The organism is Rhodococcus sp. DMU1 (genome assembly GCF_012272955.1).
GTDB lineage: Bacteria > Actinomycetota > Actinomycetes > Mycobacteriales > Mycobacteriaceae > Rhodococcus > Rhodococcus aetherivorans.
Genome location: NZ_CP050952.1, coordinates 5,700,571 through 5,721,596, shown reverse-complemented (window position 1 = coordinate 5,721,596; position 21,026 = coordinate 5,700,571). Strand labels below are relative to the sequence as shown.

Genomic DNA, 21,026 nt, shown 5'->3' with positions numbered 1-21,026 from the left:
GTCGTTGCTCCGACCGTCGTCGAGGTGGTGCAGTGCGCGGGGGGGCGTCTGTTCGATCACGTCATGGCAGGATGGGACGTGGCGGTCGTGCTGGCGGAACCCGCTGAGACACGAGCTCTGCGGATCCTCGGAGTCGAAGTCGTGCTCGATTTGCAGTCTGCGTTATCCTCGTCCTACGGACCGATGCCGCACTCCGTCCTGGTGTCGCCGCGCCTCTATGAGTCAGATGTGCGGATTCGAGAGGGGGCGCTCGAAGCTCTCGGTGATTGGGAGAACGAGATCGAACTCCTCGGCAACGTGATCCCGGATGGAACCGACCGGGAGTTCGTGGCTCGGGAGTACAGGATGAGTTCAGCAGCGCGGGCGTTCAAGTCCCACGCGCTTGCTGCGCTCTCCCGGTCCGACGACGCCGTCGACTCATGCGAGCGTTTTCTCTGCATCGAGGTGGGTCCTGCACGACGAGGCACTTTCGTCGCAGTGAACTGACCCACCGTTCCGTCTCCGCTCCACGAACTCCGACTCGACCACGGCCGCCGGCATCTCGATCCGTCGAGGTGCCGGCGGCCGTGATTCATCGGGTGGGGTCGATGAGGACCTTTCCGACCGCCTTGCCGTCCGCTACCTGCCGCAGAGCCTCGACCGTCTCCGACAGGGGGAAGACGGCTCCGATGTGCGGGACGACTCGTTCGGACGCGAGCAGGTCCTCGAGCTCCTTCTCGTTCCGCCGGAACTCCTCCCGGTCCAGATCCTGGAACTGGAAGCCTTGCAGGCGAACACCCTTGACGAGGACCAGGTTGAGTGGAATCCGAGGAATGGTGCCGGACGCGAAACCGACTGTGACGAAACGTCCACCGCGGCGCAGCGAGCGCAGCGCCGCCTCCGACAGCTCGCCCCCGACCGGGTCGACGACCGCCTGCGCGCCCTCCGGCACGGCCGTGCGCAGGGTCGCACGGAGGTCTCTCTCACGATGGTTGACCAGACGGGTGGCGCCGTACGAGGCGGCCACATCGAGCTTCTCGGCACTGGACGCGACCGCCGTGACGGTCGCGCCGAGCGTGACCGCGAGCTGGACGGCGGCGAGGCCCACACCTCCACCCGCCCCGAGGACGATCACCTCGTCCCCGGGCTCGACCAGGGCCACCGATCGGAGCGTGTGGTACGCGGTCCGATGCGCCACCCCGAACGCGGCCGCCGCGTGGTCACCCACCCCGTCGGGGATGCGGGTCAGCGATCGGGCGGGCGCCACCACCTCCTCGGCGAACGCTCCGACGATGCCGGTGCCGGTGACGCGGTCGCCGACAGCGAAGCTCGTCACGTCCTCCGCGACTTCCTCGACCACTCCGGCGTACTCGCTGCCAGGTACGAACGGAGGTGGAACGCTGACCTGATACCTGTCGGCGATCACCAGCACATCGGGGAAGTTGACGGCGGCCGCAGCCGCCCGTACCCGCACGTGCCCGTCCGCGAGGGGAACGGAGGGCCGCGCTTCGATACGCACCACCTCGGGTGGCCCGTACTCCGGGCAGACCGCGGCGCGCACGGTCACCTGCCCTGCCAGACGGGTGCGCGCTTCTCGACGAATGCCACGGCGCCCTCCCTGGCGTCCGCGCTCCCGAACACCGTCGACTGCCAGTGCCCGAGCCGGTCGGCCACCCGGTCCGGCGCGGTGACGGCGAGCCGGACCAGTTCCTTGCACGCGGCCAGTCCGAGGGGAGCATTCGCGGCGATCCGCTCGGCGTACCGCAGCGCACTCTCGAGCACCTGCTCCGGGTCGACGACGGCATTGACCAGGCCCAGCTCCCGCGCTCGCTCGGCGGTGATCGCGTCACCGGTGAGCGTCAGTTCCAGCGCGGCCCCGAGCGGGATGCGGGTCCCCAGCGAGGTGCCGCCGCCGGCCGGGAACAGCCCTCGTGAGACCTCCGGTAAGGCGAACTTCGCGGCCGACGAGGAGACGACGACGTCGCAGCCGAGCAGCAGTTCGAGCCCGCCTCCGACGGCGCTGCCGTTGACGGCACCGACGACAGGGATCGACAGCGTGCCCTCGCACAGCCGCTGGTATCCGAGCCCGTCCTCGGAGTCGAGGCCGATCGAGTCGCCGTCGGCGAAGGCTCGCAGATCCATGCCTGCGCAGAACGCGCGATCGCCGGTGGCAGTCAGCACGACCACGCGGGTGTCCGGATCGGCTTCTGCCTCGTTCACCGCAGAACCGATCGCGTTCAGCAGGGACCCGGTCAGGGCGTTGCGAGCGTCGGGGCGGTTGAGCCGCAGGATCAGGACGGGGCCGTGCTGCGTGCGGACCAGTTCGTCGGTCGCGGTGTTAGCCATCGGTGCTCCATTCGTTCCGGTCACGACGAGTACTCCGTCGACTCGGCCAGCTCGGCCGCGGATCTCATGAGATTTTCGACCACCGGCCCGAACGACTGGAGCTTCACGTCGTCGCCCGCGCGCTGGTAACCTTGCTCGAGCACGACCGCGAGCTTCCATTTGGCGAGCACGAGGTAGTAGTCGAGGTCGTCGACCTGCCGACCGGAGACCTTCGCGTAGTGCTCGACGAGCTGCGCGCGGTTCGGCATACCACGCAGGTCGACGTAGCTCGCCTCGGCGGCATCGGGGGAGTTCATGTCCTCCGGCCAGCCCTGCACCATCCACGCGAGGTCGAGCTTGGGGTCTCCGACCGTGCCCATCTCCCAGTCCACGAGCGCGGCGAGTTTCGCCGGGGCCCCGTGCTCGAACATCACGTTGGCGAATTGATAGTCGCCGTGCATCAGGCCGGGGATGTAGTCGAGCGGCCGGTGGTTCTGCAGCCACTTGGTGGCCACGTCCATGCCGTCGATCTCGCGGCGCTTGATCCGTTCGAAGAACCGAGTCCAGCGGTCGACCTGGCGATCGTGGAAGCCGTCGGGCCGGCCGAGGTCGTGCAGGCCCTTGGCCTTCCACTCCACCTTCGACAGCAGCGCGATACCCTCCGCCAGTTGGTACGCGAGTCCGGCGCGGGCCTCGAGGTCGGTGTCGAACGGGGCGGGCCAACCGTCGCGATGGTCCATCGGCGACCACCCGTCGACGAATCCCATGAGGTAGAACGAGCGGCCGAGCACTGCGGTGTCCGAGCACGCCGCGACGGCCGTGGTGTGCGGAACGTCGGTACCGTCGAGGGCCTGGATGATGCGCCATTCGCGCATGATGCCGTTGTCGCGGTCGGCCGGCGCGCCCGCCGGTGGGATCCGGATGACACACGTGAAGTCGTCACGCCGGAGCCGGTAGATCTCGTTCTGTGTTCCGCCGGAGAGGAACTTCGCCTCGAGCGGGGCGCCCTTGCCGGGCAGGCCCTGCTCGTCCATCCATGCGGCGAGTCGGTTCGTGTCGATCACAGGTTCCCCACTTCGAGTTCGAGAAATTCGGCGTACTTCGCCCGGGCGGCTTCCTGCTTCTTCGGGATCCACGCGGTCGGCCACATGTCGTCGATGGCTCGGTAGTCGCGCAGCACCTGCTTGGCGACCGTGGTCTTGTGCACCTCGGTCGGTCCGTCGGCCAGGCCCATCACAGCGGCGCCGTGAATCATCCGGAACAGCGGGAGTTCGTCGGTCACCCCGAGTGCCCCGTGGATCTGCATTGCGCGCCATGCGATGTCGTGCAGAACCTGCGGCATGACGATCTTCGCGGTGGCGATGTCCTTGCGGACCTTCTTGTAGTCGTTGTACTTGTCGATCTTCCACGCCGTGTGCAGCACGAACAGACGGAATTGGGCGAGCTGGGCGTACGAGTCGGCGATGTAGCCCTGGACGAACTGCTTGTCGGCGAGCCGGCTGCCCGCAGTCTCGCGGCTCAACGCGCGCTCGCACATCATGTCGATCGCCTGCTGCGCCAAACCTATCGTTCGCATCGCATGGTGGATCCGGCCCCCGCCGAGGCGCGTCTGGGCAGCAGCGAACGCCTGGCCTTCACCGCCGAGCAGAGCCTCGGCCGGCACCCGTACGTCGTTGTAGTGGATCAACGCGTGTGAGCCCTCGCCCGGCGCGTCACCATACATTCCGACGTTCCGGACGATTTCGATTCCCGGCGTGTCAGTCGGCACCAGGAACATCGACATGCCCTCGGTGGCAGGCACATCCGGATTCGTGACCGCCATGACGATGAGGAACGACGCGGTCCGCGCGTTGGAGGAGAAGTACTTCCACCCGTTGAGGACCCACTCGTCGCCGTCCTCGACGGCACGGGTGCGGAACTGCCGGGGATCGGCGCCGCCCTGCGGTTCGGTCATCGAGTAGCTCGAGAACATCTCCCCGTCGAGCAGCGGCTGCAGGTAGCGCTTCTTCTGCTCTTCCGTGCCGTAGTGGGCAATGATCTCGGCATTGCCGGTGTCCGGTGCCTGGCAGCCGAACACGATCGGCGCCCACGAGGATCTGCCGAGGATCTCGTTCAGCAGGGCCAGCTTCACGGCGCCGTAGCCCTGGCCACCTAAGTCCGGCCCGAGGTGGGTGGCCCACAGGCCTTGCTTGCGGACCTCGTCCTTGAGCGGGTCGATCGCCTTACGTCGGGCGCCCTCCAGGGGCACGAACTGCTGGTCCGGCCAGGCCAGATCGAGCGGTTCGACGTACTCGCGCACGAACTCGTCCGCCCAGTCCAGCTTCGCCTGGTAGTCGGGGTCGGTCTCGAAATCCCATGCCATTGCATCTCCTCTCCGATGATGAGAATATTGCTCTCATGTTCCGAAATGCAATTCTTGCCGTTCCGAATCTCGTTTTCGGGGCGGGCGCCGCGGGTGGGGACGACGGCCGATGAGGGCGGCGGACCTGTTCCATCTCGGCATCGTCACCGCCGACTTCGACGCCACCCGCGACGAACTCACCGGCCTCTTCGGCTACGACTGGGGACTCGAGACCGGTGCCGCCGTCTCGGTGGTGACCCCGGCCGGGGACACCGTCGTGGAACTGCGCTGCGCGTTCTCGGTGACCGAACCGCGGATCGAAATCGTCTGCGGCGTCCCGGATACGCTGTGGGCGCCCACAGCGGGCATCCATCATCTCGGGTACTGGTCGGAGGACGTCGCCGCCGATGCCGAGGGCCTCGCGCGGACCGGATACTCCGTCGAGGCGCGCCGGGTGGCGCCGGACGGGCGTCCGGCGTTCGCCTTCCTGCGCAGCTCGACGGGTCTGCTCGTCGAACTCGTCGACCGGGCGATCGAACCGGGACTGTCACAGTGCTGGGCTACGCCCGCGGTCGACGGGGGTGTCGCATGAGCACCGTCGGGATCGTGACCGGCGCGGGGCGGGGCATGGGCTTCGAATGTGCTCGCCGTGTCGCCGCTTTCGTCGACACGCTGCTGCTCGTCGACCGTGACGAAGAGCTGCTGTCCACCGCCGCAGGGTCTCTGGCGGGGGAGAGGCACACGCGCCTGGAGCCGTTCGTCCTGGACGTGACCGATCGGGCCGGGCTGGCCCGGCTCGCCGGGCGCGCCGGCGAACTCGGCACGCTACGAGCCGTCGCGCACGCCGCGGGCATCTCGCCCACGATGGCCGACTGGCGGAGCATCTTCACCGTCGACCTGATGGCAACCGCGCAGCTCGCCGAGGCTCTGCGGCCGCTCGCCACCGTCGGGACTGCGTCGGTGTACTTCGCGTCGATGGCGCCGTTGCTCGACCCGTCGGTGCCCGAGCCGGCCGTACTCGCCGTGCTGGACGACCCGTTGCACGAGCAGTTCCTCGACCGGCTCCGCGACGCGATCGGACCGGCTGTCGAGAACGCCGGCGTGGCGTATGCCTGGGCGAAGCGTGGGGTGCATCGGTTCGTCCAGCAGGAAGCCGTCCGCCTCGGGCCGGTGGGCGCCCGCGTCTGTTCCGTCTCTCCCGGCATGATCGACACTCCACAGGGGCGGCAGGAGGCGGCGACTCATCCGAGCATGGACGCCATGATCGTCCGGACGCCGCTGGGCCGCCGGGGTCGGGCAGAGGAGGTCGCCGCAGTCGCCGCCTTCGCGCTCTCCGCCGACGCCGGGTTCCTCACCGGCACCGATCTGCTGGTCGACGGGGGCATCTGCGCCGCCGTCCGGGCCGGGGCGGGCTGGGTCGCGACGTCGCCCTGAAGGATCGGTGACAACTCTGTTTGCGGAGACGCGCACCGAACAGAATACTGTTCTCATGTCGGAGAATTCAATTGCGTGGACGCCGGGGCCGGTGGCTAGCCGGATCGCGCAGAGATCGCTGGCCAAGCGGGAGGCCGGCTACGCCGGCGAAGTGCGCCGCCTGCTGGACGCCGCGCTCGACGTGATCCGGCAGCGTGGCACCACCATGCGACCGCGGGTCGCGGACATCGTGGCGGCCGCCGGGCTCTCCAACGATGCCTTCTACCGGCACTTCCCGTCGAAGGATGCACTCGTCGCGGCCCTCCTCGAGGACGGGACCGAACGCCTCCACAGCTACCTTGCGCATCAGATGGAGAAGGAACCCACCCCGGAGCGCCGGGTGCACCGGTGGGTGGCGGGCGTGCTGTCGCAGGGGGTCCAGGACAGCGCCGCGACGACCCGGGCCGTGCTCTGGAACGCCGGAACCCTGGCGGAGGACACCATCACCGGCCCACCGTCCCCGAGCGGACGGCTGGCCGTGTTGCTGATCCCGCCGTTCGCCGAACTGGGCAGCGCCGACGCGGCTTTCGACGCGACGCTCGTCGCCCACGCCACGATCGGCACGCTCACCGACAGTCTGTGGCGGCGGACGACACCGACCGATGCCGACATCGACCGCACCACCGCGTTCTGCCTACGGGTCGTCTCGCCCGGAGGGGCTATGGAACGGACCGAGCCGGCCGTCGCGGCACGTCACCGCTCGAGGAAGCGCAACGGTGCGTAATTCGCCCAGCCGGTGTCCGGCCAGTTGAACCACCCGGCCGAGGCGAAGGTGCCGCCGTCCGGATGCAGGGTCGTTCCGGTGACGTAGCTCGACAGTCCGGAGGCGAGGAAGACGACGCAGCCCGACACGTCGGTGACGTCCCCGGCTCGTCCCATGGGGATCGCGACGCGTACGCCCTCGGGATCGGTCAGCGCGCCGTCGCCGTGCGAGAAGCGCGTGAGGTTCGGCGTCGGGACGAAGTCCGGGGCGACGTTGTTGATCCGGATGCCGTCCGGTGCCAGTTCGACGGCGAGCGTGCGGGCGAACTGCTCGACCGCCGCCTTGGTGGCCGAGTAGACGGCGAAACCCGGTGCGGCGCGGTGTGCCTCGACGGTGGTGATGTTGACGATGCTGCCGCCGCGCCCACCGCGCTGCATGCGTGGTATCGCCAACGAGCAGGCATGCAGGACATGCGTGAGATTCGTGCGTACGAGCGCGTCCCACCCCTTCGCATTCGTGTCGGTGAACGGCGCCCGGAATGTTCCGCCCGCGACGTTGACGAGCGTGTCGAGCCGCCCCCATCGTTCGTCGACGGCCGTGAACAGCGACTCCAGCGTTGTCGGATCGCGAACGTCCCCGTGACGGACGATCGCGTCCGTGCCGGCGTCGCCGAGGGTGCTGCGCAGGTCGTCGGCCGCGCCGGGATCGAGGTCGACGACGGCCGGTCGGACACCGTTGGCGGCCAGATCCGTCACGATCGCCCGACCGAGACCGCCCGCACCACCGGTGACGACGGCGACGGTGCCGTCGAGGCCGCTGCGTTCCCGGAACCAGTCCACGTGCGCGCCTCAGCTCAGGTAGGTCGCGCCGAAGGCGGCGAGGAAGTCCAGGGTCGCCGCGCTCTCGTGGGAGCGGCTCGACACGACGACCCAGTCGACGCCCGCCTTCTCGAGCTCACCGAACGCCTCGCGGTGGCGGTCGGCGTCGACGGTGGGAGTCGTGATGCCCGCACCATGGTAGGAGTACACGACGTCGATGTGGTCGGTGCGCCCGGCCGACTCGGCGGCCGTGCGAATTTCGGTGATCCGAGCTGCCAGCCGATCGACGGATCCGAGCTCGGGCGTCCGTGCCGTGGTGCTGAGCTCGGCGCCCCCGCTCATCGGCATCCAGCCCTGGGCTCGCTCGGCGACGCGGCGCCGGCTCAGCGCGGAGTTGCCGCCGATCCAGATCGGGATCGGATCCTGCACGGGCCGCGGCCGGGCGACGACGTCCCGGGCGCTGAAGTGCCGGCCCTCGTAGCTGAACGGCTCACCGCTCCAGTGTCGGGGCAGCACGTCCAGTGCTTCGTCGAACAGGGTGTTGCGTTCGTCGAAATCAACACCGAGCGCTTTGAATTCGCTCTTCTGATAGCCGGTGCCGAGACCGAGGATCATGCGTCCGCCCGACACCTTGTCGAGTGTCGCCGCGGCCTTCGCGAGCAGGAAGGGATTGCGGTACGGGGCCACGGCGAGATAGGTGAGCAACCGCAGGCGTTGCGTCGCGCCGGCCACGTACCCGAGTGCGACGAACGGGTCGAGGGTCTGGTGCCCGCCCGAGGCGAGCCACCGCGCTCCCGGTACCGGGTGCTCGCTGAGGGAGAACCCGTCGAAACCGGCACGCTCGGCGGCCGTCGCCACCTCGGCCGGCGGCCCTGAGTCGAGCAGGTCCCCGTCGGGACCGCCGATTTCCGGGTAGTGGAAGACGAACCGCATCGACACCTCGCTGTCGGTGGCCCCGGCCGGCGTGGGGGCACTCGGGGAACTTGCCGCTGGGCGGAGAAGGGATTCTTGCAAACCTAGAACATAATTCTCATGTGCCGTGACCGTTGTCAAGGGCGCCCATGCCGGTGCCGGAGGCCCAGGAGGTCAGGGACGTAGGCTCCGGAGGAACAGCTGGACCGCCGAACGCGTGCGACGCTGCTGCTCGGCGGGGTCGAGCACGATGCCGAACGACGCCAGGCGCGCTGCGACGCCCGACACCATGCCCAGGAAGTGCTCGGCGAGCAGCTCCGGGTCTTCCGCAACTATTGCGCCGGAAGCGGCGTGCCGGCGGAGCAGGTCCACCACGATCTGCCGGCGCGGCCAGTGCCCGGTGCCGAGGGCCTGGCGCGCGATGTCCGGATAGCGCGACGCGTACGCGATCGCGATCTGCTGCAGCCTGATCATCGACGGATCGAGCGCACGTCGCAGCGCGGCCTCGGCGACGGCGGTCAACGCGCCTTCGAGGTCGTCGAGATCGGGTGGCTCCTGCTCGGGCGTCGGCCAGTCGGCCTGCGTCATCGCCCACTCGAGAACGGAGCGGAAGACGGCCTCCTTGGTCGGGAAACGGGCGTAGAGGGAGGGTTTCGTCGTTCCGGCCGCAGCTGCGATCGCGTTCATCGTCGCGCCCTCGTAGCCGTTCTCGAGGAACAGGTGCAGTGCCGCCTCGCGGACCGCCTGGTCGAGGCGGGCGGCCTCCTCCCGGGTGGGCCGACCGCCGCGCCGGGGTCGGCGGTCCGTCGCGCGCCGGCGATCGTCCTGCTCTGACATACCGGGAAGTCTGCCAGGGCCGCCGGCCTGGACATCTAACTAGACCCATAGGTAAAGTTACGTCCAGTCGATCTTCTCCCCATCCCCGCAACCGCCGGAGGGCGCAGTGTCGGAAACGACGATTCAGAGAAACGTCATCGAAATCCTCGACTCACAGTTCCAGCAGCGACGACGGCAGGTGCCCGTGCTGGCGCAACGCGCCGAGGCGGAAGGCATCACGCAGATCCGGGCCCGCGAGGACATGATCCCGCTGCTGTTCCCGCACACGACCTACAAGAGCTATCCCGAGTCGCTCGTGGCCAAAGGTCGTTGGGCCCAGATGAATCGATGGCTGGACTCCCTGTCGGCCCACCGCGTCACCGACGTGGACGTCTCGGCAGTCGAAGACGTCGACGGCTGGATCGCAGCCCTCGAGCGGACCGGTCACCTGGTATCGAGTTCGAGCGGTACGAGCGGAAAAGGGTCGTTCCTGAACAAGTCCCGCCGCGACCGTGACGCCAATCAGCAGGACATGCTGCGCTGCCTGACCGACCTCGGTGTGCCGCCGCGGAACACGTGGCACGTCATCCCCGTCGGTCCCGAAACCGGCCAGAGCGCGCACGTGGCGATGCGCAACCTGCTCGTCGACAACTATGCCCGTCCCGATGCGATCCCGCTGTTCGAGGGTACCCCACCCGGCGGCTTCCACCGCTACCTGGCGCGTCTGTCCGCGATGCGGCGCGCAATGGCGGATGGAACCGCGTCACCGGACGAGATCGCCTCGTTCGAAGCCGAGGCGGCCGAGCGCGCCTCCGAGCAGGAGCGCCGGCTGGACCACTTCGCCGAGCGCATCCTGGAACGCCGTACCGAGAACATCTTCTTCAGTTCCCAATTCCCGCAACTGTTCCGGCTCTGTGAGATCCTGAAGGACAAGGGGGTCGGCGAGGGCGACATCACCGGAGCCAATGCGCTGACCACCGGCGGAGGCCTGAAGGGGACGTCTCTCCCCGCCGACTACCAGGAACAGATCTTCCGGATGCTCAACATCGGTCCGGATCGCTTCATGCACTACTACTCCATGCAGGAACTCAACATCCGCCTGCCCAAGTGCCCGGCCGGCCGCTACCACGTCCCGGACGAGATCGTGCTGTTCGTCCTCGACAAGCCGGGCGAGGCGCTCGCCGGCGAGTCGGATGGGGTGGTGCAGGGACGCGCGGCCTTCTTCGACACCACTGTCGACGGCCGCTGGGGTGGCACGATCTCCGGCGACCGCATCACGGTCGACCTCGGCGAGTGCCCCTGCGGTCGGTCCGGGGACACGATCCTGCCGGACATCGTGCGGTACTCGGACCTGGCCGACGACGACAAGATCACCTGTGCGGGAACGATGGACGCGTACGTCCGCGGACTCGTCGAGGAGTGAGGACCGTATGACCACTATCACCAGTGCACCGACCGGGTCGAAGATCCGGGTGCCGCATTTCGTCCGAGGCGAACTCGTGTGGGGCGACGGGAGCGAATACCTCTCCCGGGACTTCGGCGTACCGTTCGTGACGCCGAAGCTCGAGTTCGAGGGGTTGTTCGCACCCCGATCCGAGCCGGGACCGGCCTTCGACGTCCCGGTGTCGGAGATCATCGACTTCCTCGTGGAGACCGCCGCGCACCTGACCCTCGAGAAGAACGAGTACCTCCAGGAATCGCTGGAGATGACGCTCCAGGTCAGCGCGTTGCCCCGGCGGATCATCGAGAACACCTTCGCGCGGCCCGGGCAGTTCCTCACCAGGGAGGCGATCGAGTACCGGCTCGAGCGCACGTTCGGCAGCGTCGACGTGCTCGACGGCTGGGTGGAGCACACCGATCCGAACGGCAGTGTCAGCCGGATCCGCGCCTTCCCGCCCCGGCTCGTCCACATGCTCGCCGGCAACTCGCCGAGCGCAGCCATGACCTCGATCGCCGACGCCGCACTCGTCAAGGCGGTCAACGTCTTCAAGATGCCCTCGGCCGACCCCTTCACCACCGTCGCCGTCCTGCGCACCATGGCGGACATCGCCCCGGACCATCCGGTGCTGAAGTCGATGTCCGCGGTCTACTGGCGCGGCGGCGACGAGAAGGTGGAAGGAGTCCTCTACCGCTCCCAGTACTTCGACAAGCTCGTCGCCTGGGGTGGCGGGGCGGCCATCGAGAATGCCGCCAGGTACGCGGGGCCAGGCTTCCAGTTGATCTCGTTCGATCCGAAGGTATCGATGTCGATGATCGGAAGGGAGGCGTTCGAGTCGGAGGAGACGTTGCGTGAGGTCGCCGAGTCGGCTGCAGCCGACGTCACGATCTTCAACCAGGACGCATGCCTGGCCGCGCGGCACATCTGCGTCGAGGGCGACATCGACCGGGTCGATCGTTTCTGCGAGTTGCTCCACGAACGACTGGGCGTCGACCGCGCCTTCGCGTCGGCGGTGGGACCGAGGCCGTCCGTCGAAATCCGGGAGGCCGTCGAGGGAATGCGCTTTCTCGAGCCCGACTATCGGATCTGGGGCACGTTCGACGGCAGGGGCCTGGTCGTCCGCTCGCCCGAGATGGTCGACTTCCACCCCACCGGCAAGACCGTCAATGTCATCCCCGTCACCTCGATGCGCGACGCCACGCAATTCGCCACGGTCGCGACCCAGACGGTGGGAGTCTATCCGGCTCACCGCAAGGCGGAGGTGCGCGACCTGCTCGCCACCGCCGGCGTGCAGCGCATCGTGAAACTGGGCAGCGCGATGAAGGGCAGCATGGGCAGTCCGCACGACGGTATGTATCCGCTGCACCGGTTCGTCAACTGGGTGGTGGACGACGATGCCTGAATTCGTGATTCCGCAGCGGGTGCTCGGCTCGTCCGGGATCCGGGTGAGCGAGCTGTGCCTGGGGGCGATGACGTTCGGAACCGAATGGGGTTTCGGCGCCGACGAATCGACGTGCCGGCAGATCTACGACACCTATCGGGAGGCCGGCGGCAACATCGTCGACACTGCGAACAACTACACCGACGGTGCCAGTGAGGAGATCGTCGGACGACTGATCGCCCCGGAGCGGGATTCGATCGTGCTCAGCACGAAGTTCACCCTCCAGACCGATCCGGCCGACCCGAACAGCGGCGGCAGCCACCGCAAGAGCCTGCGCCGCAGCGTCGAGACGAGCCTGCGCCGTCTGGGCACCGACTACATCGACCTGCTGTGGGTGCACGCATGGGACAGGTCGACCGCGGCGGACGAGACCCTGCGAGCGCTCGACGATCTGATCCGTTCCGGCAAGGTGCTGGCGCTCGGCGTGACCAACACTCCCGCCTGGGTGATTTCCCGGTCGACGGCCGTCGCCGAGTTGCGCGGGTGGAGTGCGTTCTGCGCCCTGCAGGTCGAGTACTCGCTCGCCGCTCGGGACGCCGAGCGCGACATTCTGCCCATGGCGCAGGAACTCGGACTCGCGGTGTGTGCGTGGAGCCCGCTCGCGCGGGGTCTGCTCACACGCGACCTGGCGGACGCGCAGGAGACCGAACTTCCGGAACGACTGCGGCGCGCGCGGACCGCGCTGCGGGAGGTTGCCCTCGAACTGGGCACCACGCCTGCACGCGCTGCGCTTTCGTGGGTCCTGCACCACAGGCTCATGGTGTCGATCGGCGCGCGGACACCGGAGCAGCTCCGGGACAATCTCGGGGCGCCGGCAGTGTCGCTCGACGAGGAACACCTCGCCCGGCTCGACGCGGTGAGCCGAGTCCCGCTCGGCTACCCGTACCGGTTCCTCGAAGGCCTGTACGAGCGGGGTTCGCTACCGCCTCCGGTCCCGGAGCCGCGTCGGGTGGTGCCGCGCGGCCGGGCCTTGTCGACGGTGCGTGCCGGGGAATAGCCGGACACGGCGACGGCCCTTCCCGGCTCGGGGAGGGCCGTCGCCGTATGCACTCCTCACGCGATGCGCGACCGGTGATCATCGGCGCGAGAGCGGCCGCCAGGGCGCTGGTGGCCGAACCCAGGACGAGCGGGACGCAGCAGATCGGCATCATGCGTCGCTTGCCGAGCCCCGATCCGGGGATGCCGCGCACGTCTCGCTTTCGTCCGGGTGGCGGTGCCACGAGTGAGGATGTCGTCAGCGGAGGACGGTGCCGCCGTCGACGTTCAGAACCTGACCGTTGATCCACTCGCCGTCGTCGGACATAAGGTATGCGACCATGGCCGACACGTCGCGGGGACGCCCCGGCCGGGTGCTGCGCGAACGGCCGATGAGGGTCTTCAGGACCTCCGGTGAGGCACCCTCGCGGATTTCGTCGGTGAGGATCAACCCGGGCGCGATCGCGTTGGCCCGGAGGCCCTGCGAGCCCCAGCGGGACGCGACGTGCCGGGCGAGTGCGTTGATACCGGCCTTCGTCGCGGCATAGGTGGGACGCTGGGGATCACCGGTGAACGCGGCGATGGAGGACGTGTAGACGAGTGCGCCGCCGCCGCGCCGGAGAAGTTCGGGGATCGAGTGCCGGGTGACGAGCATGTGCCCGCGCAGGTTCACGGCGATCATGCGGTCCCACACGGCGAGATCGATGTCGACGATGTCGGTGTCCCGGGAGACGCTCCCCATGTCACCGGCGTTGATGTGGACGGCATCGAGGCCCCCATACGTCCGTACCGTGGTGGAGATCAGCTCGGCGACCGACCTGTCGTCCGCGATGTCGAACTGCGCGCCTACGGCCTGCCCGCCGAGCTCGACGATGCTCGCGGCGGTCCGTTCGGCGCCGTCACCGTCGATGTCGCCCACCACCACCGCGGCGCCCTCCTGCGCGAGGCGGCGAGCGGAATCCGCTCCCAGGCCCGTCGCGGCTCCTGCCACGAGGACGACCTTGTCCTTCAATCCGTCCATATTGTTGTCCTTGTCTGTTGCTCCGACCGGCCGGTATGTCCGAGGTGTCTCCGGAGCGGCGTGACGCATCCGGGACCGACCCGGGAAATACTTCACTCTACCCTTGTGAGAATTGTATTCTACATGAGAAGACGGGCATTTCCGCGTTCGCGCGATCTCTCTGTCGAGCTCACTGCCAACAGATTTTTGGAACGGAGTACCTCCCATGGCCACCACGCGCTCCTTCGTCGGCGGTGAACTCGTCGACTCCCGGGAGTCCTACGACAACATCGACCCGTCCACCGGTCGGTCGTTGGGCCGGGTCGCCCGCGGATCCGCGGCGGAGGTCGACCTCGCCGTGCGGGCCGCCCGGGCGGCGCACCGGTCGTGGCGCCGGACCACGCCCGAACAGCGGGCGGAGATCCTGACGCGAATCGCCGATCTCGTCCTGCGGGACAAGGAAAGGCTCGCGCGGCTCGAGAGCGAGGACACGGGCAAGCCCCTCGCTCAGGCGCGCACCGATGTCGATGTGTCGGCGCGCTACTTCCGGTTCTACGGGCACGCGATCGACACCTATTACGGGCAGTCGATCCCGCTCACGCCCGATCTCCACGTGTACACCCGGCGCGAACCGTTCGGGGTGACCGGCCACATCGTGGCCTGGAACTACCCCCTGCAGTTGCTGTCCCGCGCCGTCGCGCCCGCCATCGCGACCGGCAACTGCACGGTTGCCAAACCTGCCGACGAAACACCGCGCAGCGCAGTCGCGCTCGCCGAGCTGGCGGTCGAGGCCGGCCTTCCGGCCGGGGTGTTCAACGTCGTCACCGGACTCGGTCCCGAGGCCGGCGCCGCCCTGTCCGCACATCCGGGAATCGATCACATCGGATTCGTAGGATCCACCGGTATCGGTTCCGTGGTGGCGCACGCCGCCGCCGACCGCGTCGTTCCCGCCGTGCTCGAACTCGGCGGCAAGTCCGCCCAGATCGTGTTCCCCGACGCGGACCCGGACGCCGCCACGGCGGCGGTGACGAAGGCGATCCTGCAGAACGCCGGCCAGACGTGCTCGGCGGGATCGCGGTTGCTCGTCCACGAAGCGGTGCACGACGAGATCGCCGAAGCAGTCGCGAAGCGATTCGCCGCCGTCACGATCGGCCCGGGCGTCGACGACAGGGATCTCGGTCCGCTCGTGTCGGCCAAGCAACAGCGCCGGGTGAAGAGCATGGTCGACGAGATGACCAAGGGTGAGATCCTCGTCGGGGGGACCGCCCCGGACGACCCGTCCCTGGCCGGGGGCGCGTACTTCCTCCCTACCCTGATCGACGACGTCGACCCGGCGTCGCCGATCGCCCAGGAAGAAATCTTCGGTCCTGTTCTCGTCGTGAACACATTCGCCACCGAGGACGAGGCGATCGCCCTTGCGAACGGTACCCAGTACGCACTGCTCGGCGCGGTCTGGACGGCGGACCTCTCTCGTGCACACCGGATGGCCGCGGAGATCGAGGCGGGCCAGGTGTACGTCAACAGTTACGGCGCTGCCGGTGGCGTCGAACTGCCCTTCGGTGGATTCCGGAAGTCCGGCTACGGCCGGGAGAAGGGCTACGAAGCGCTCGACGCCTACACGGCCACCAAGACCGTGGTCGTCAAACTGTGAACGACGGAGAAGATACGACGTGATCGATGCCGACACCGTGATGACCCCGAGCCACCATGCCGACAAAGCCCCCGATACACCCGCGATCGTGATGGGCTCGAGCGGCGAGGTCGTGACTTTCGCCCAGCTGGAGGACCATTCGTCCCGGTTCGCCCGGGCGCTGCGGGACCGCGGGGTGCGTCGCGGTGACCACATCGCCATCCTCATGGAGAACAACCGTGAGTACCTCGAGGTGGCGTGGGCCGCGCAGCGGTCGGGGTTGTACTTCACCGCGGTGAACACTCACCTCCGGCCGGAGGAGGTGCAGTACATTCTCGACGATTCCGGGGCCGGTGCGCTCGTCACCAGTGCCGCAATGGCCGCCGTCGTGGCCGGCCTCGACCTGACCCACATCCGGGTGCGGGTGATGACCGGTGGCGCGTCGCCGGGGTTCGAGAACTACGGGCGGGTCCTCGCCCGGTCGGCGCTGATGCCGCGCGACGAGGAGTTCGAGGGGCGTGAGATGCTGTACTCGTCCGGCACCACCGGGCGGCCCAAGGGCGTGCGTAAACCGATGCCGGACAAGCACTTCGGAGATCCAGAGTCCGCGCCGGTCCAGATCGCGCGGGGGTTCCTGCGGTACGGTACGCCGTCGGATACCGTATTCCTGTCCCCGGCGCCGCTGTACCACGCCGCACCGCTCGTCTTCGCGATGTCCTGGCACCGGCTCGGGGCGACCGTGGTCGTGATGGAGAAGTTCGACGCGCGACAGTGTCTCGAGCTCATCGAACGGCACCGCGTCACGGACGCCCAGTTCGTGCCCACGATGTTCGTCCGAATGCTCCGCCTGCCGGAAGACGTTCGCCGACAGTATGATCTGTCGAGCCTGCGCAACGCCGTCCACGGGGCGGCGCCGTGCCCGATCGCCGTCAAGCGCGCGATGCTCGACTGGTGGGGGCCGGTGATCCACGAGTACTACTCGGGCACCGAGGACGTGGGTGCTTGTGTCATCACACCGCAGGAGTGGCTCGCCCATCCGGGATCCGTAGGCCGGCCCATGACGGAGTGTCATGTCGTCGGTGAAGACGGCGAGGAGCTTCCCCCCGGCGAGATCGGCGTCGTGTACTTCGGCGGCGGTCGGCCGTTCGAATACCACAACGATCCGGAGAAGACCGCGTCGGTGGCCGATACCCGCGGATGGCGCACCCTCGGTGACATGGGCTACGCCGACGACGGCGGATACCTCTATCTCACCGACCGCAAGGCTCACATGATCGTCTCCGGCGGTGTGAACATCTACCCGCAGGAGGTCGAGAACCACCTCGCAGCACACCCGGCGATCATGGACGTCGCGGTCATCGGAGTGCCGGACGACGAGATGGGGGAATCGGTCAAGGCCGTGGTCGAGCTCGTGAACCCGTCGAATGCGGGGCCGGAGCTCGAGGCGGAGCTAATCGACTACTGCCGGGCGGCCCTCGCCTCCTACAAGTGTCCGCGCAGCGTCGATTTCGTCGACGATCTGCCGCGCAACCCCAACGGGAAGCTCTACAAGCGGCTGCTGCGTGAGCGCTACTGGGCGGGCCACGACACCCGCGTCGTCTGAGACGCCGGCCAACGTGTCGATACATCACCGATCACGAACGGAGTGTGCAGAACTCATGGGCGACGACCTGGGAGCGGCCGGGCTGAGATTCGAGCGGGAAGGCGCGATCGGATGGTGCTACATCGACCGGCCGTCCGCGCGCAACGCCTTCACCCCGGCGATGTACTACGGACTGAAACGGGCCGTCCACCTGGTCAACTCGGATCCGGATCTCGCGGCACTCGTCATCACGGGCACCGGCGACGTCTTCGCGCCCGGCGGGGACCTCGGCGGTCGCGCGGAGCCGGGCGACAACCTGCCCGACGGGATCGGCAACGACGTCATCCCGTTCCTCACCATTCGCGACAGCCGTGCCCCGGTGATCTCCGCGGTCAACGGCATCTGCCAGGCCGGGGGACTGCTCGTCGCGATGATGTCCGACATCGCCGTCGCGAGTGACCGCGCGACCTTCCGAGTGCCGGAGCTGCTGCGGGGCATCCCGGATGCGACCTTCGCGGCGACCCTGCCCGCGCACGTCGGGGTGGCCGTCGCACGGGACCTGATGCTGTCCGGCCGCCGCTTCGACGCCGCCGAAGCCCAGCGCCTCGGCGTCATCTCGCGGGTGGTGCCGCACGACGAACTCCGGTCGGCCGCGTTGCAGGCCGCGCGGGAGATCCTGCAGACCGCACCCGAGGCGCGGGCACACGTCAAGCGCATGCTCAACGAGCGATACGGCGTCATCGACTACCAGACCATGTTCGGCGCGCTCGCCACGTCCCCCGAACCCCGGGAGGGCATGCGGGCGTTCATGGAGAAGCGGGATCCGAGCTGGATCCCGACCGATCTGCCGTCCTGACCGGTGCACACCCCGACAGCGAGGATCACACATGACGGTTCCGGCCGATACCGACGCTCGTACCCTGAGAACTCTCCACGACAAGTCCGAGATCCGGGAGCTGCTCCACCGTTACGCCCGTGCGGTGGACACCAAGAACTGGGCCCTGCTCGAGACCGTGTTCACCGAGGACGCGCATCTCGACTACAGCTCGGTCGGCTACCCGCCGGGCTCGCGCGACGACGTGCTGAAACTCCTGGGCGGGGCGTTGGAGCAGGTTCCGATGACGCAGCACTTCGTCACGAACATCGAGATCGATCTCGACGGTGACCGGGCGACGGTGCGCGCGATGTTCTACAACCCGATACGCCTTCCGCAGCGCACGGAGCTGACCTACTGCGGCGGCAACTACCACCACGAGGTCGTCCGCACGGCAGAGGGCTGGCGCAGTGCCCGGCTGACCGAGGAGAACCTGTGGTTCGTCGGTAACCCGGACCCCGCGAAGAACTGAACCGCACACGAATCCGGGCTCGTGGGTGATGATTTCCCACGAGCCCGAATCCGGTTCTGCTGGTCAGACGGACGGGACCTTCGGCTGCGCCTCGATCGCATCGAGCAGGACGCCGAGCTCGCCGCCGAGTTCGGCCGCGACGGACCTGACTACGGCCACGTCCTTGTCGAGGAACTCGCCGACCGCACTGGTGAATGCGGCGACCGATCCACGCGCCGCGATGTTGCCCATCACCCGGCTCGCCGAACTACCGTGGGGCAGCGCCTCGAGTAACGCGGACTCGTCGACGCCGAGTTGTCCGCCGAGTCGTACCGCCTCGCTGATCAAGCCGATATTGGCGGCGAACAGCGCGTTGTTCACGAGCTTGACGCACAGTCCGTTGCCGAGACGGCCGACGTGGAACACCGGGTCGCCGTAGCTCCCGAGCACCGGCCTCACCCGCGCGACCGTGTCGTCCGCGCCCCCGACGAACAGAGTGAGCCGGCCCGCGGCGATGTCGTGCGGTCCCCCGCTGACGGCGGCGTCGACGACGTCGACTCCGAATGCCGCCGCGCGCCCGGCGACGGCCTCGACGGTGTCCGGGCTGATGGTGGTGTGGACGACGAGGACGGCGCCGGCCGGCAACGCCGACAGGAACGTCTCGTCCAGGCACACCTCATGCACCTGTGCGTCGGTGAACACGCACACAATAACGATGTCGGCGTCGGCAGCCACATCGGCGAGTCGGCGCACCGGATGGGCGCCGATCCCGGTGAGAGCGTCGTCCGCCTCGTCGGACCGCGCGAGGACCTGCACGTCGTGGCCGTCGCGTACCAACCGCTCCACCATCGGGCGGCCCATGCGTCCGGCACCGACGAATCCGATCCGGCTCATCGCGTCTGTCCCATCATGTCGAGTGCGGCGTCCGCGGTGGTGAGCACGACGCCGGGGACGGCCGAGGCGGACTCCGCAAGTCCCGCCACCAGCGAAACATCCTTGCGCAGCAGGGGACCGGCGTGACCGGCGATGCGGTCCAGCGTGCCGCCGGCCGAGACGACACGGCCGAGCGCGAAGCTGTTCGCGGTGCCGTGCGTGATGACCTCACCGAGCCGGGCCGGGTCGACGCCGAGCGACCGCCCGAGGTCGAGTGTGCCGGCTGCCGTCGCGAGGTTGGCCGTGAACAGCAGGTTGTTGAGAAGCTTGGCGACTTGTCCCGACCCGAGTCCGCCGAGATGGACCACCGGGTTCCCGTACGTCTCGAACACCGGACGGCACCGCTCGACGTCCGCGGCCTCGCCGCCCACCATGACCAGCAGGCGATTCTCGGCCGCGGCGCCACCGCCCCCGCTGACCGGCGCATCGACCACCGAAACACCCTGTTTCCGAGCTGCTTCCGCCAGCTCCCTGCACGTGTCCGGATGAATCGTGCTGTGTACGACGAGCACGCCGCCGGGCGCCATGCCCGCCAGGACACCGTCTTCGCCGGTGACCACCTGCCGCACGTCCGCGTCGGCGACCACGCACACGCAGACCACGTCGGACGCGGCCCCGAGCTTCGCCGGTGAGGATGCGATTCCGGCGGCCGTCCCGGCGTAGGGCTCGAGCGCGTCGGCCCGTCGCGCCCACAGCGTCGTCGGAAATCCGGACTCGACGATCCGGCGCGCCATGGGGCCGCCCTGGCTGCCGAGGCCGATGAAACCGACGCGCATCAGAGTCCTTCTCTCTCCAGTTCGCGGTCCGCGCTCTCGGCGGAACTGTCCTGCGGTGCGAGCTCGCCGGAATCCGGCCGCCAGAACAGCGCGAGCAGCAGTGCCGTCCCGGCGGCACCGACGCCCGCGGCGGCGCCGCCGCCCGCCCATCCGGAGATCTCGAATCCCACCACTCGATCGAGTGAGAGGTCACCGGGACCGAGCATCGCCAAGGCGATCGCGACGAGCGCCAGTACGAGCACGTATTCGTAGCCGTCCCGGAAGACGAAGAATCCGTTCGGCCGGTGAGCGAGGAGCCCGGCCACCAGCATCACCGACACGACGGCCGCGCAGGCGAGGGGCGTGAGCAGACCGGCGATCAACAGGACTCCCGCCCCGATCTCGGTCACCACGCTCAACCACGCCTGCAGCTTCCCGTGCCGCAGGCCGAGTCCGCCGAACCAGCGGCCCGTGCCCTCGATGCGGCCTCCTCCGACCCAATGGTTGACGCCGTGGGCGATCAGCGTGCCGCCCAGGACCAGTCGAACCAGCAGCAGCGCGATGTCTGCAGCTTCCACCG

22 protein-coding genes are annotated in these 21,026 nt (G+C 68.5%); 11 read left to right on the top strand and 11 right to left on the bottom strand.

Annotated features, from left to right (window positions below):
• Positions 1–78 precede the first annotated feature (78 nt).
• Positions 79–486 carry a hypothetical protein gene (locus tag HFP48_RS26170; protein ID WP_168580334.1) on the top strand — a complete coding sequence of 136 codons (408 nt, stop codon included), beginning with the start codon at positions 79–81 and terminating at the stop codon, positions 484–486.
• 85 nt (positions 487–571) lie between these two features.
• On the opposite strand, the gene HFP48_RS26165 is transcribed toward HFP48_RS26170, so the two are convergent.
• The 4 genes from HFP48_RS26165 to HFP48_RS26150 are packed head-to-tail and all read right to left on the bottom strand — an operon-like array spanning position 572 to position 4,666.
• On the bottom strand, positions 572–1,540 hold the full coding sequence (locus HFP48_RS26165; protein WP_168580660.1) for an NADPH:quinone oxidoreductase family protein: 969 nt from the start codon (positions 1,538–1,540) through the stop codon (positions 572–574).
• A 2-nt stretch (positions 1,541–1,542) separates the two neighbouring features.
• The gene (locus tag HFP48_RS26160) at positions 1,543–2,325 is read right to left on the bottom strand and encodes an enoyl-CoA hydratase-related protein (protein ID WP_168580333.1); all 783 of its coding nucleotides are present in this window, start codon (positions 2,323–2,325) and stop codon (positions 1,543–1,545) included.
• A 20-nt stretch (positions 2,326–2,345) separates the two neighbouring features.
• Positions 2,346–3,368 carry a phosphotransferase family protein gene (locus HFP48_RS26155; RefSeq protein ID WP_246872482.1) on the bottom strand — a complete coding sequence of 341 codons (1,023 nt, stop codon included), beginning with the start codon at positions 3,366–3,368 and terminating at the stop codon, positions 2,346–2,348.
• Positions 3,365–4,666 (bottom strand): acyl-CoA dehydrogenase family protein, encoded by a 1,302-nt coding sequence (locus HFP48_RS26150; protein ID WP_168580332.1) that lies wholly within the window; start codon positions 4,664–4,666, stop codon positions 3,365–3,367. Before HFP48_RS26150 ends, HFP48_RS26155 begins: the two co-directional genes overlap by 4 nt.
• 109 nt (positions 4,667–4,775) lie before the next feature.
• On the opposite strand from HFP48_RS26150, the gene HFP48_RS26145 reads away from it, so the two are divergent.
• The 3 genes from HFP48_RS26145 to HFP48_RS26135 all read left to right on the top strand — a co-directional run bounded on the left by HFP48_RS26145 (position 4,776) and on the right by HFP48_RS26135 (position 6,842).
• A complete protein-coding gene (locus HFP48_RS26145; RefSeq protein ID WP_168580331.1) occupies positions 4,776–5,237 on the top strand; it encodes a VOC family protein in 462 nt (153 codons plus the stop codon).
• Positions 5,234–6,079, top strand: a complete 846-nt coding sequence (locus HFP48_RS26140) for an SDR family oxidoreductase (protein WP_168580330.1) — start codon at positions 5,234–5,236, stop codon at positions 6,077–6,079. The genes HFP48_RS26145 and HFP48_RS26140 overlap by 4 nt, the downstream gene beginning before the upstream one ends.
• 91 nt (positions 6,080–6,170) lie before the next feature.
• The gene (locus tag HFP48_RS26135; RefSeq protein ID WP_246872481.1) at positions 6,171–6,842 is read left to right on the top strand and encodes a helix-turn-helix domain-containing protein; all 672 of its coding nucleotides are present in this window, start codon (positions 6,171–6,173) and stop codon (positions 6,840–6,842) included.
• Here the strand turns inward: HFP48_RS26135 and HFP48_RS26130 are convergent.
• The 3 genes from HFP48_RS26130 to HFP48_RS26120 form a co-directional block, all read right to left on the bottom strand.
• Positions 6,812–7,660 carry an SDR family oxidoreductase gene (locus HFP48_RS26130; protein ID WP_168580328.1) on the bottom strand — a complete coding sequence of 283 codons (849 nt, stop codon included), beginning with the start codon at positions 7,658–7,660 and terminating at the stop codon, positions 6,812–6,814. The genes HFP48_RS26135 and HFP48_RS26130 overlap by 31 nt on opposite strands.
• A 9-nt stretch (positions 7,661–7,669) precedes the next feature.
• Entirely contained in the window at positions 7,670–8,572 is a 903-nt protein-coding gene (locus HFP48_RS26125) for an LLM class F420-dependent oxidoreductase (RefSeq protein ID WP_168580327.1), read from the bottom strand.
• 153 nt (positions 8,573–8,725) lie between these two features.
• Complete coding sequence (locus HFP48_RS26120) at positions 8,726–9,388, bottom strand: TetR/AcrR family transcriptional regulator (RefSeq protein ID WP_168580326.1); 663 nt, start codon at positions 9,386–9,388, stop codon at positions 8,726–8,728.
• A gap of 106 nt (positions 9,389–9,494) precedes the next feature.
• On the opposite strand from HFP48_RS26120, the gene HFP48_RS26115 reads away from it, so the two are divergent.
• The 3 genes from HFP48_RS26115 to HFP48_RS26105 are packed head-to-tail and all read left to right on the top strand — an operon-like array spanning position 9,495 to position 13,243.
• A complete protein-coding gene (locus tag HFP48_RS26115) occupies positions 9,495–10,790 on the top strand; it encodes a hypothetical protein (RefSeq protein WP_168580325.1) in 1,296 nt (431 codons plus the stop codon).
• 7 nt (positions 10,791–10,797) lie between these two features.
• On the top strand, positions 10,798–12,207 hold the full coding sequence (locus HFP48_RS26110) for an acyl-CoA reductase (protein ID WP_168580324.1): 1,410 nt from the start codon (positions 10,798–10,800) through the stop codon (positions 12,205–12,207).
• The gene (locus HFP48_RS26105; protein ID WP_168580323.1) at positions 12,200–13,243 is read left to right on the top strand and encodes an aldo/keto reductase; all 1,044 of its coding nucleotides are present in this window, start codon (positions 12,200–12,202) and stop codon (positions 13,241–13,243) included. Before HFP48_RS26110 ends, HFP48_RS26105 begins: the two co-directional genes overlap by 8 nt.
• 237 nt (positions 13,244–13,480) lie before the next feature.
• Here the strand turns inward: HFP48_RS26105 and HFP48_RS26100 are convergent, their stop codons facing one another.
• A complete protein-coding gene (locus HFP48_RS26100; RefSeq protein WP_168580322.1) occupies positions 13,481–14,242 on the bottom strand; it encodes an SDR family oxidoreductase in 762 nt (253 codons plus the stop codon).
• Between the two features lie 205 nt (positions 14,243–14,447).
• On the opposite strand from HFP48_RS26100, the gene HFP48_RS26095 reads away from it, so the two are divergent.
• The 4 genes from HFP48_RS26095 to HFP48_RS26080 are packed head-to-tail and all read left to right on the top strand — an operon-like array spanning position 14,448 to position 18,779.
• Positions 14,448–15,872, top strand: coding sequence for an aldehyde dehydrogenase family protein (locus HFP48_RS26095; RefSeq protein ID WP_168580321.1), 1,425 nt, complete (start codon positions 14,448–14,450; stop codon positions 15,870–15,872).
• 40 nt (positions 15,873–15,912) lie between these two features.
• The gene (locus tag HFP48_RS26090) at positions 15,913–17,454 is read left to right on the top strand and encodes an acyl-CoA synthetase (protein ID WP_168580658.1); all 1,542 of its coding nucleotides are present in this window, start codon (positions 15,913–15,915) and stop codon (positions 17,452–17,454) included.
• A gap of 55 nt (positions 17,455–17,509) precedes the next feature.
• A complete protein-coding gene (locus HFP48_RS26085) occupies positions 17,510–18,289 on the top strand; it encodes an enoyl-CoA hydratase/isomerase family protein (protein WP_168580320.1) in 780 nt (259 codons plus the stop codon).
• Between the two features lie 31 nt (positions 18,290–18,320).
• Positions 18,321–18,779 carry a nuclear transport factor 2 family protein gene (locus HFP48_RS26080; protein ID WP_168580319.1) on the top strand — a complete coding sequence of 153 codons (459 nt, stop codon included), beginning with the start codon at positions 18,321–18,323 and terminating at the stop codon, positions 18,777–18,779.
• A 63-nt stretch (positions 18,780–18,842) separates the two neighbouring features.
• Here the strand turns inward: HFP48_RS26080 and HFP48_RS26075 are convergent, their stop codons facing one another.
• From HFP48_RS26075 to HFP48_RS26065, 3 genes are read right to left on the bottom strand one after another with little or no spacing between them, the layout of a single operon-like run.
• Complete coding sequence (locus tag HFP48_RS26075; protein ID WP_168580318.1) at positions 18,843–19,652, bottom strand: NAD(P)-dependent oxidoreductase; 810 nt, start codon at positions 19,650–19,652, stop codon at positions 18,843–18,845.
• Positions 19,649–20,467 (bottom strand): NAD(P)-dependent oxidoreductase, encoded by an 819-nt coding sequence (locus HFP48_RS26070; RefSeq protein ID WP_168580317.1) that lies wholly within the window; start codon positions 20,465–20,467, stop codon positions 19,649–19,651. The genes HFP48_RS26075 and HFP48_RS26070 overlap by 4 nt, the downstream gene beginning before the upstream one ends.
• Positions 20,467–21,024, bottom strand: a complete 558-nt coding sequence (locus tag HFP48_RS26065) for a DoxX family protein (RefSeq protein ID WP_246872480.1) — start codon at positions 21,022–21,024, stop codon at positions 20,467–20,469. The genes HFP48_RS26070 and HFP48_RS26065 overlap by 1 nt, the downstream gene beginning before the upstream one ends.
• Positions 21,025–21,026 lie beyond the last annotated feature (2 nt).

Excerpts from the sequence above, each read along its gene's own strand:
- HFP48_RS26100 (WP_168580322.1), bottom strand. The coding sequence starts at position 14,242 with ATGGACGGATTGAAGGACAAGGTCGTCCTCGTGGCAGGAGCCGCGACG.
- HFP48_RS26080 (WP_168580319.1), top strand. The coding sequence starts at position 18,321 with ATGACGGTTCCGGCCGATACCGACGCTCGTACCCTGAGAACTCTCCAC.
- HFP48_RS26075 (WP_168580318.1), bottom strand. The coding sequence starts at position 19,652 with ATGAGCCGGATCGGATTCGTCGGTGCCGGACGCATGGGCCGCCCGATG.
- HFP48_RS26125 (WP_168580327.1), bottom strand. The coding sequence starts at position 8,572 with ATGCGGTTCGTCTTCCACTACCCGGAAATCGGCGGTCCCGACGGGGAC.
- HFP48_RS26145 (WP_168580331.1), top strand. The coding sequence starts at position 4,776 with ATGAGGGCGGCGGACCTGTTCCATCTCGGCATCGTCACCGCCGACTTC.
- HFP48_RS26160 (WP_168580333.1), bottom strand. The coding sequence starts at position 2,325 with ATGGCTAACACCGCGACCGACGAACTGGTCCGCACGCAGCACGGCCCC.
- HFP48_RS26140 (WP_168580330.1), top strand. The coding sequence starts at position 5,234 with ATGAGCACCGTCGGGATCGTGACCGGCGCGGGGCGGGGCATGGGCTTC.
- HFP48_RS26110 (WP_168580324.1), top strand. The coding sequence starts at position 10,798 with ATGACCACTATCACCAGTGCACCGACCGGGTCGAAGATCCGGGTGCCG.
- HFP48_RS26150 (WP_168580332.1), bottom strand. The coding sequence starts at position 4,666 with ATGGCATGGGATTTCGAGACCGACCCCGACTACCAGGCGAAGCTGGAC.
- HFP48_RS26105 (WP_168580323.1), top strand. The coding sequence starts at position 12,200 with ATGCCTGAATTCGTGATTCCGCAGCGGGTGCTCGGCTCGTCCGGGATC.
- HFP48_RS26085 (WP_168580320.1), top strand. The coding sequence starts at position 17,510 with ATGGGCGACGACCTGGGAGCGGCCGGGCTGAGATTCGAGCGGGAAGGC.
- HFP48_RS26070 (WP_168580317.1), bottom strand. The coding sequence starts at position 20,467 with ATGCGCGTCGGTTTCATCGGCCTCGGCAGCCAGGGCGGCCCCATGGCG.
- HFP48_RS26120 (WP_168580326.1), bottom strand. The coding sequence starts at position 9,388 with ATGTCAGAGCAGGACGATCGCCGGCGCGCGACGGACCGCCGACCCCGG.
- HFP48_RS26095 (WP_168580321.1), top strand. The coding sequence starts at position 14,448 with ATGGCCACCACGCGCTCCTTCGTCGGCGGTGAACTCGTCGACTCCCGG.
- HFP48_RS26090 (WP_168580658.1), top strand. The coding sequence starts at position 15,913 with ATGACCCCGAGCCACCATGCCGACAAAGCCCCCGATACACCCGCGATC.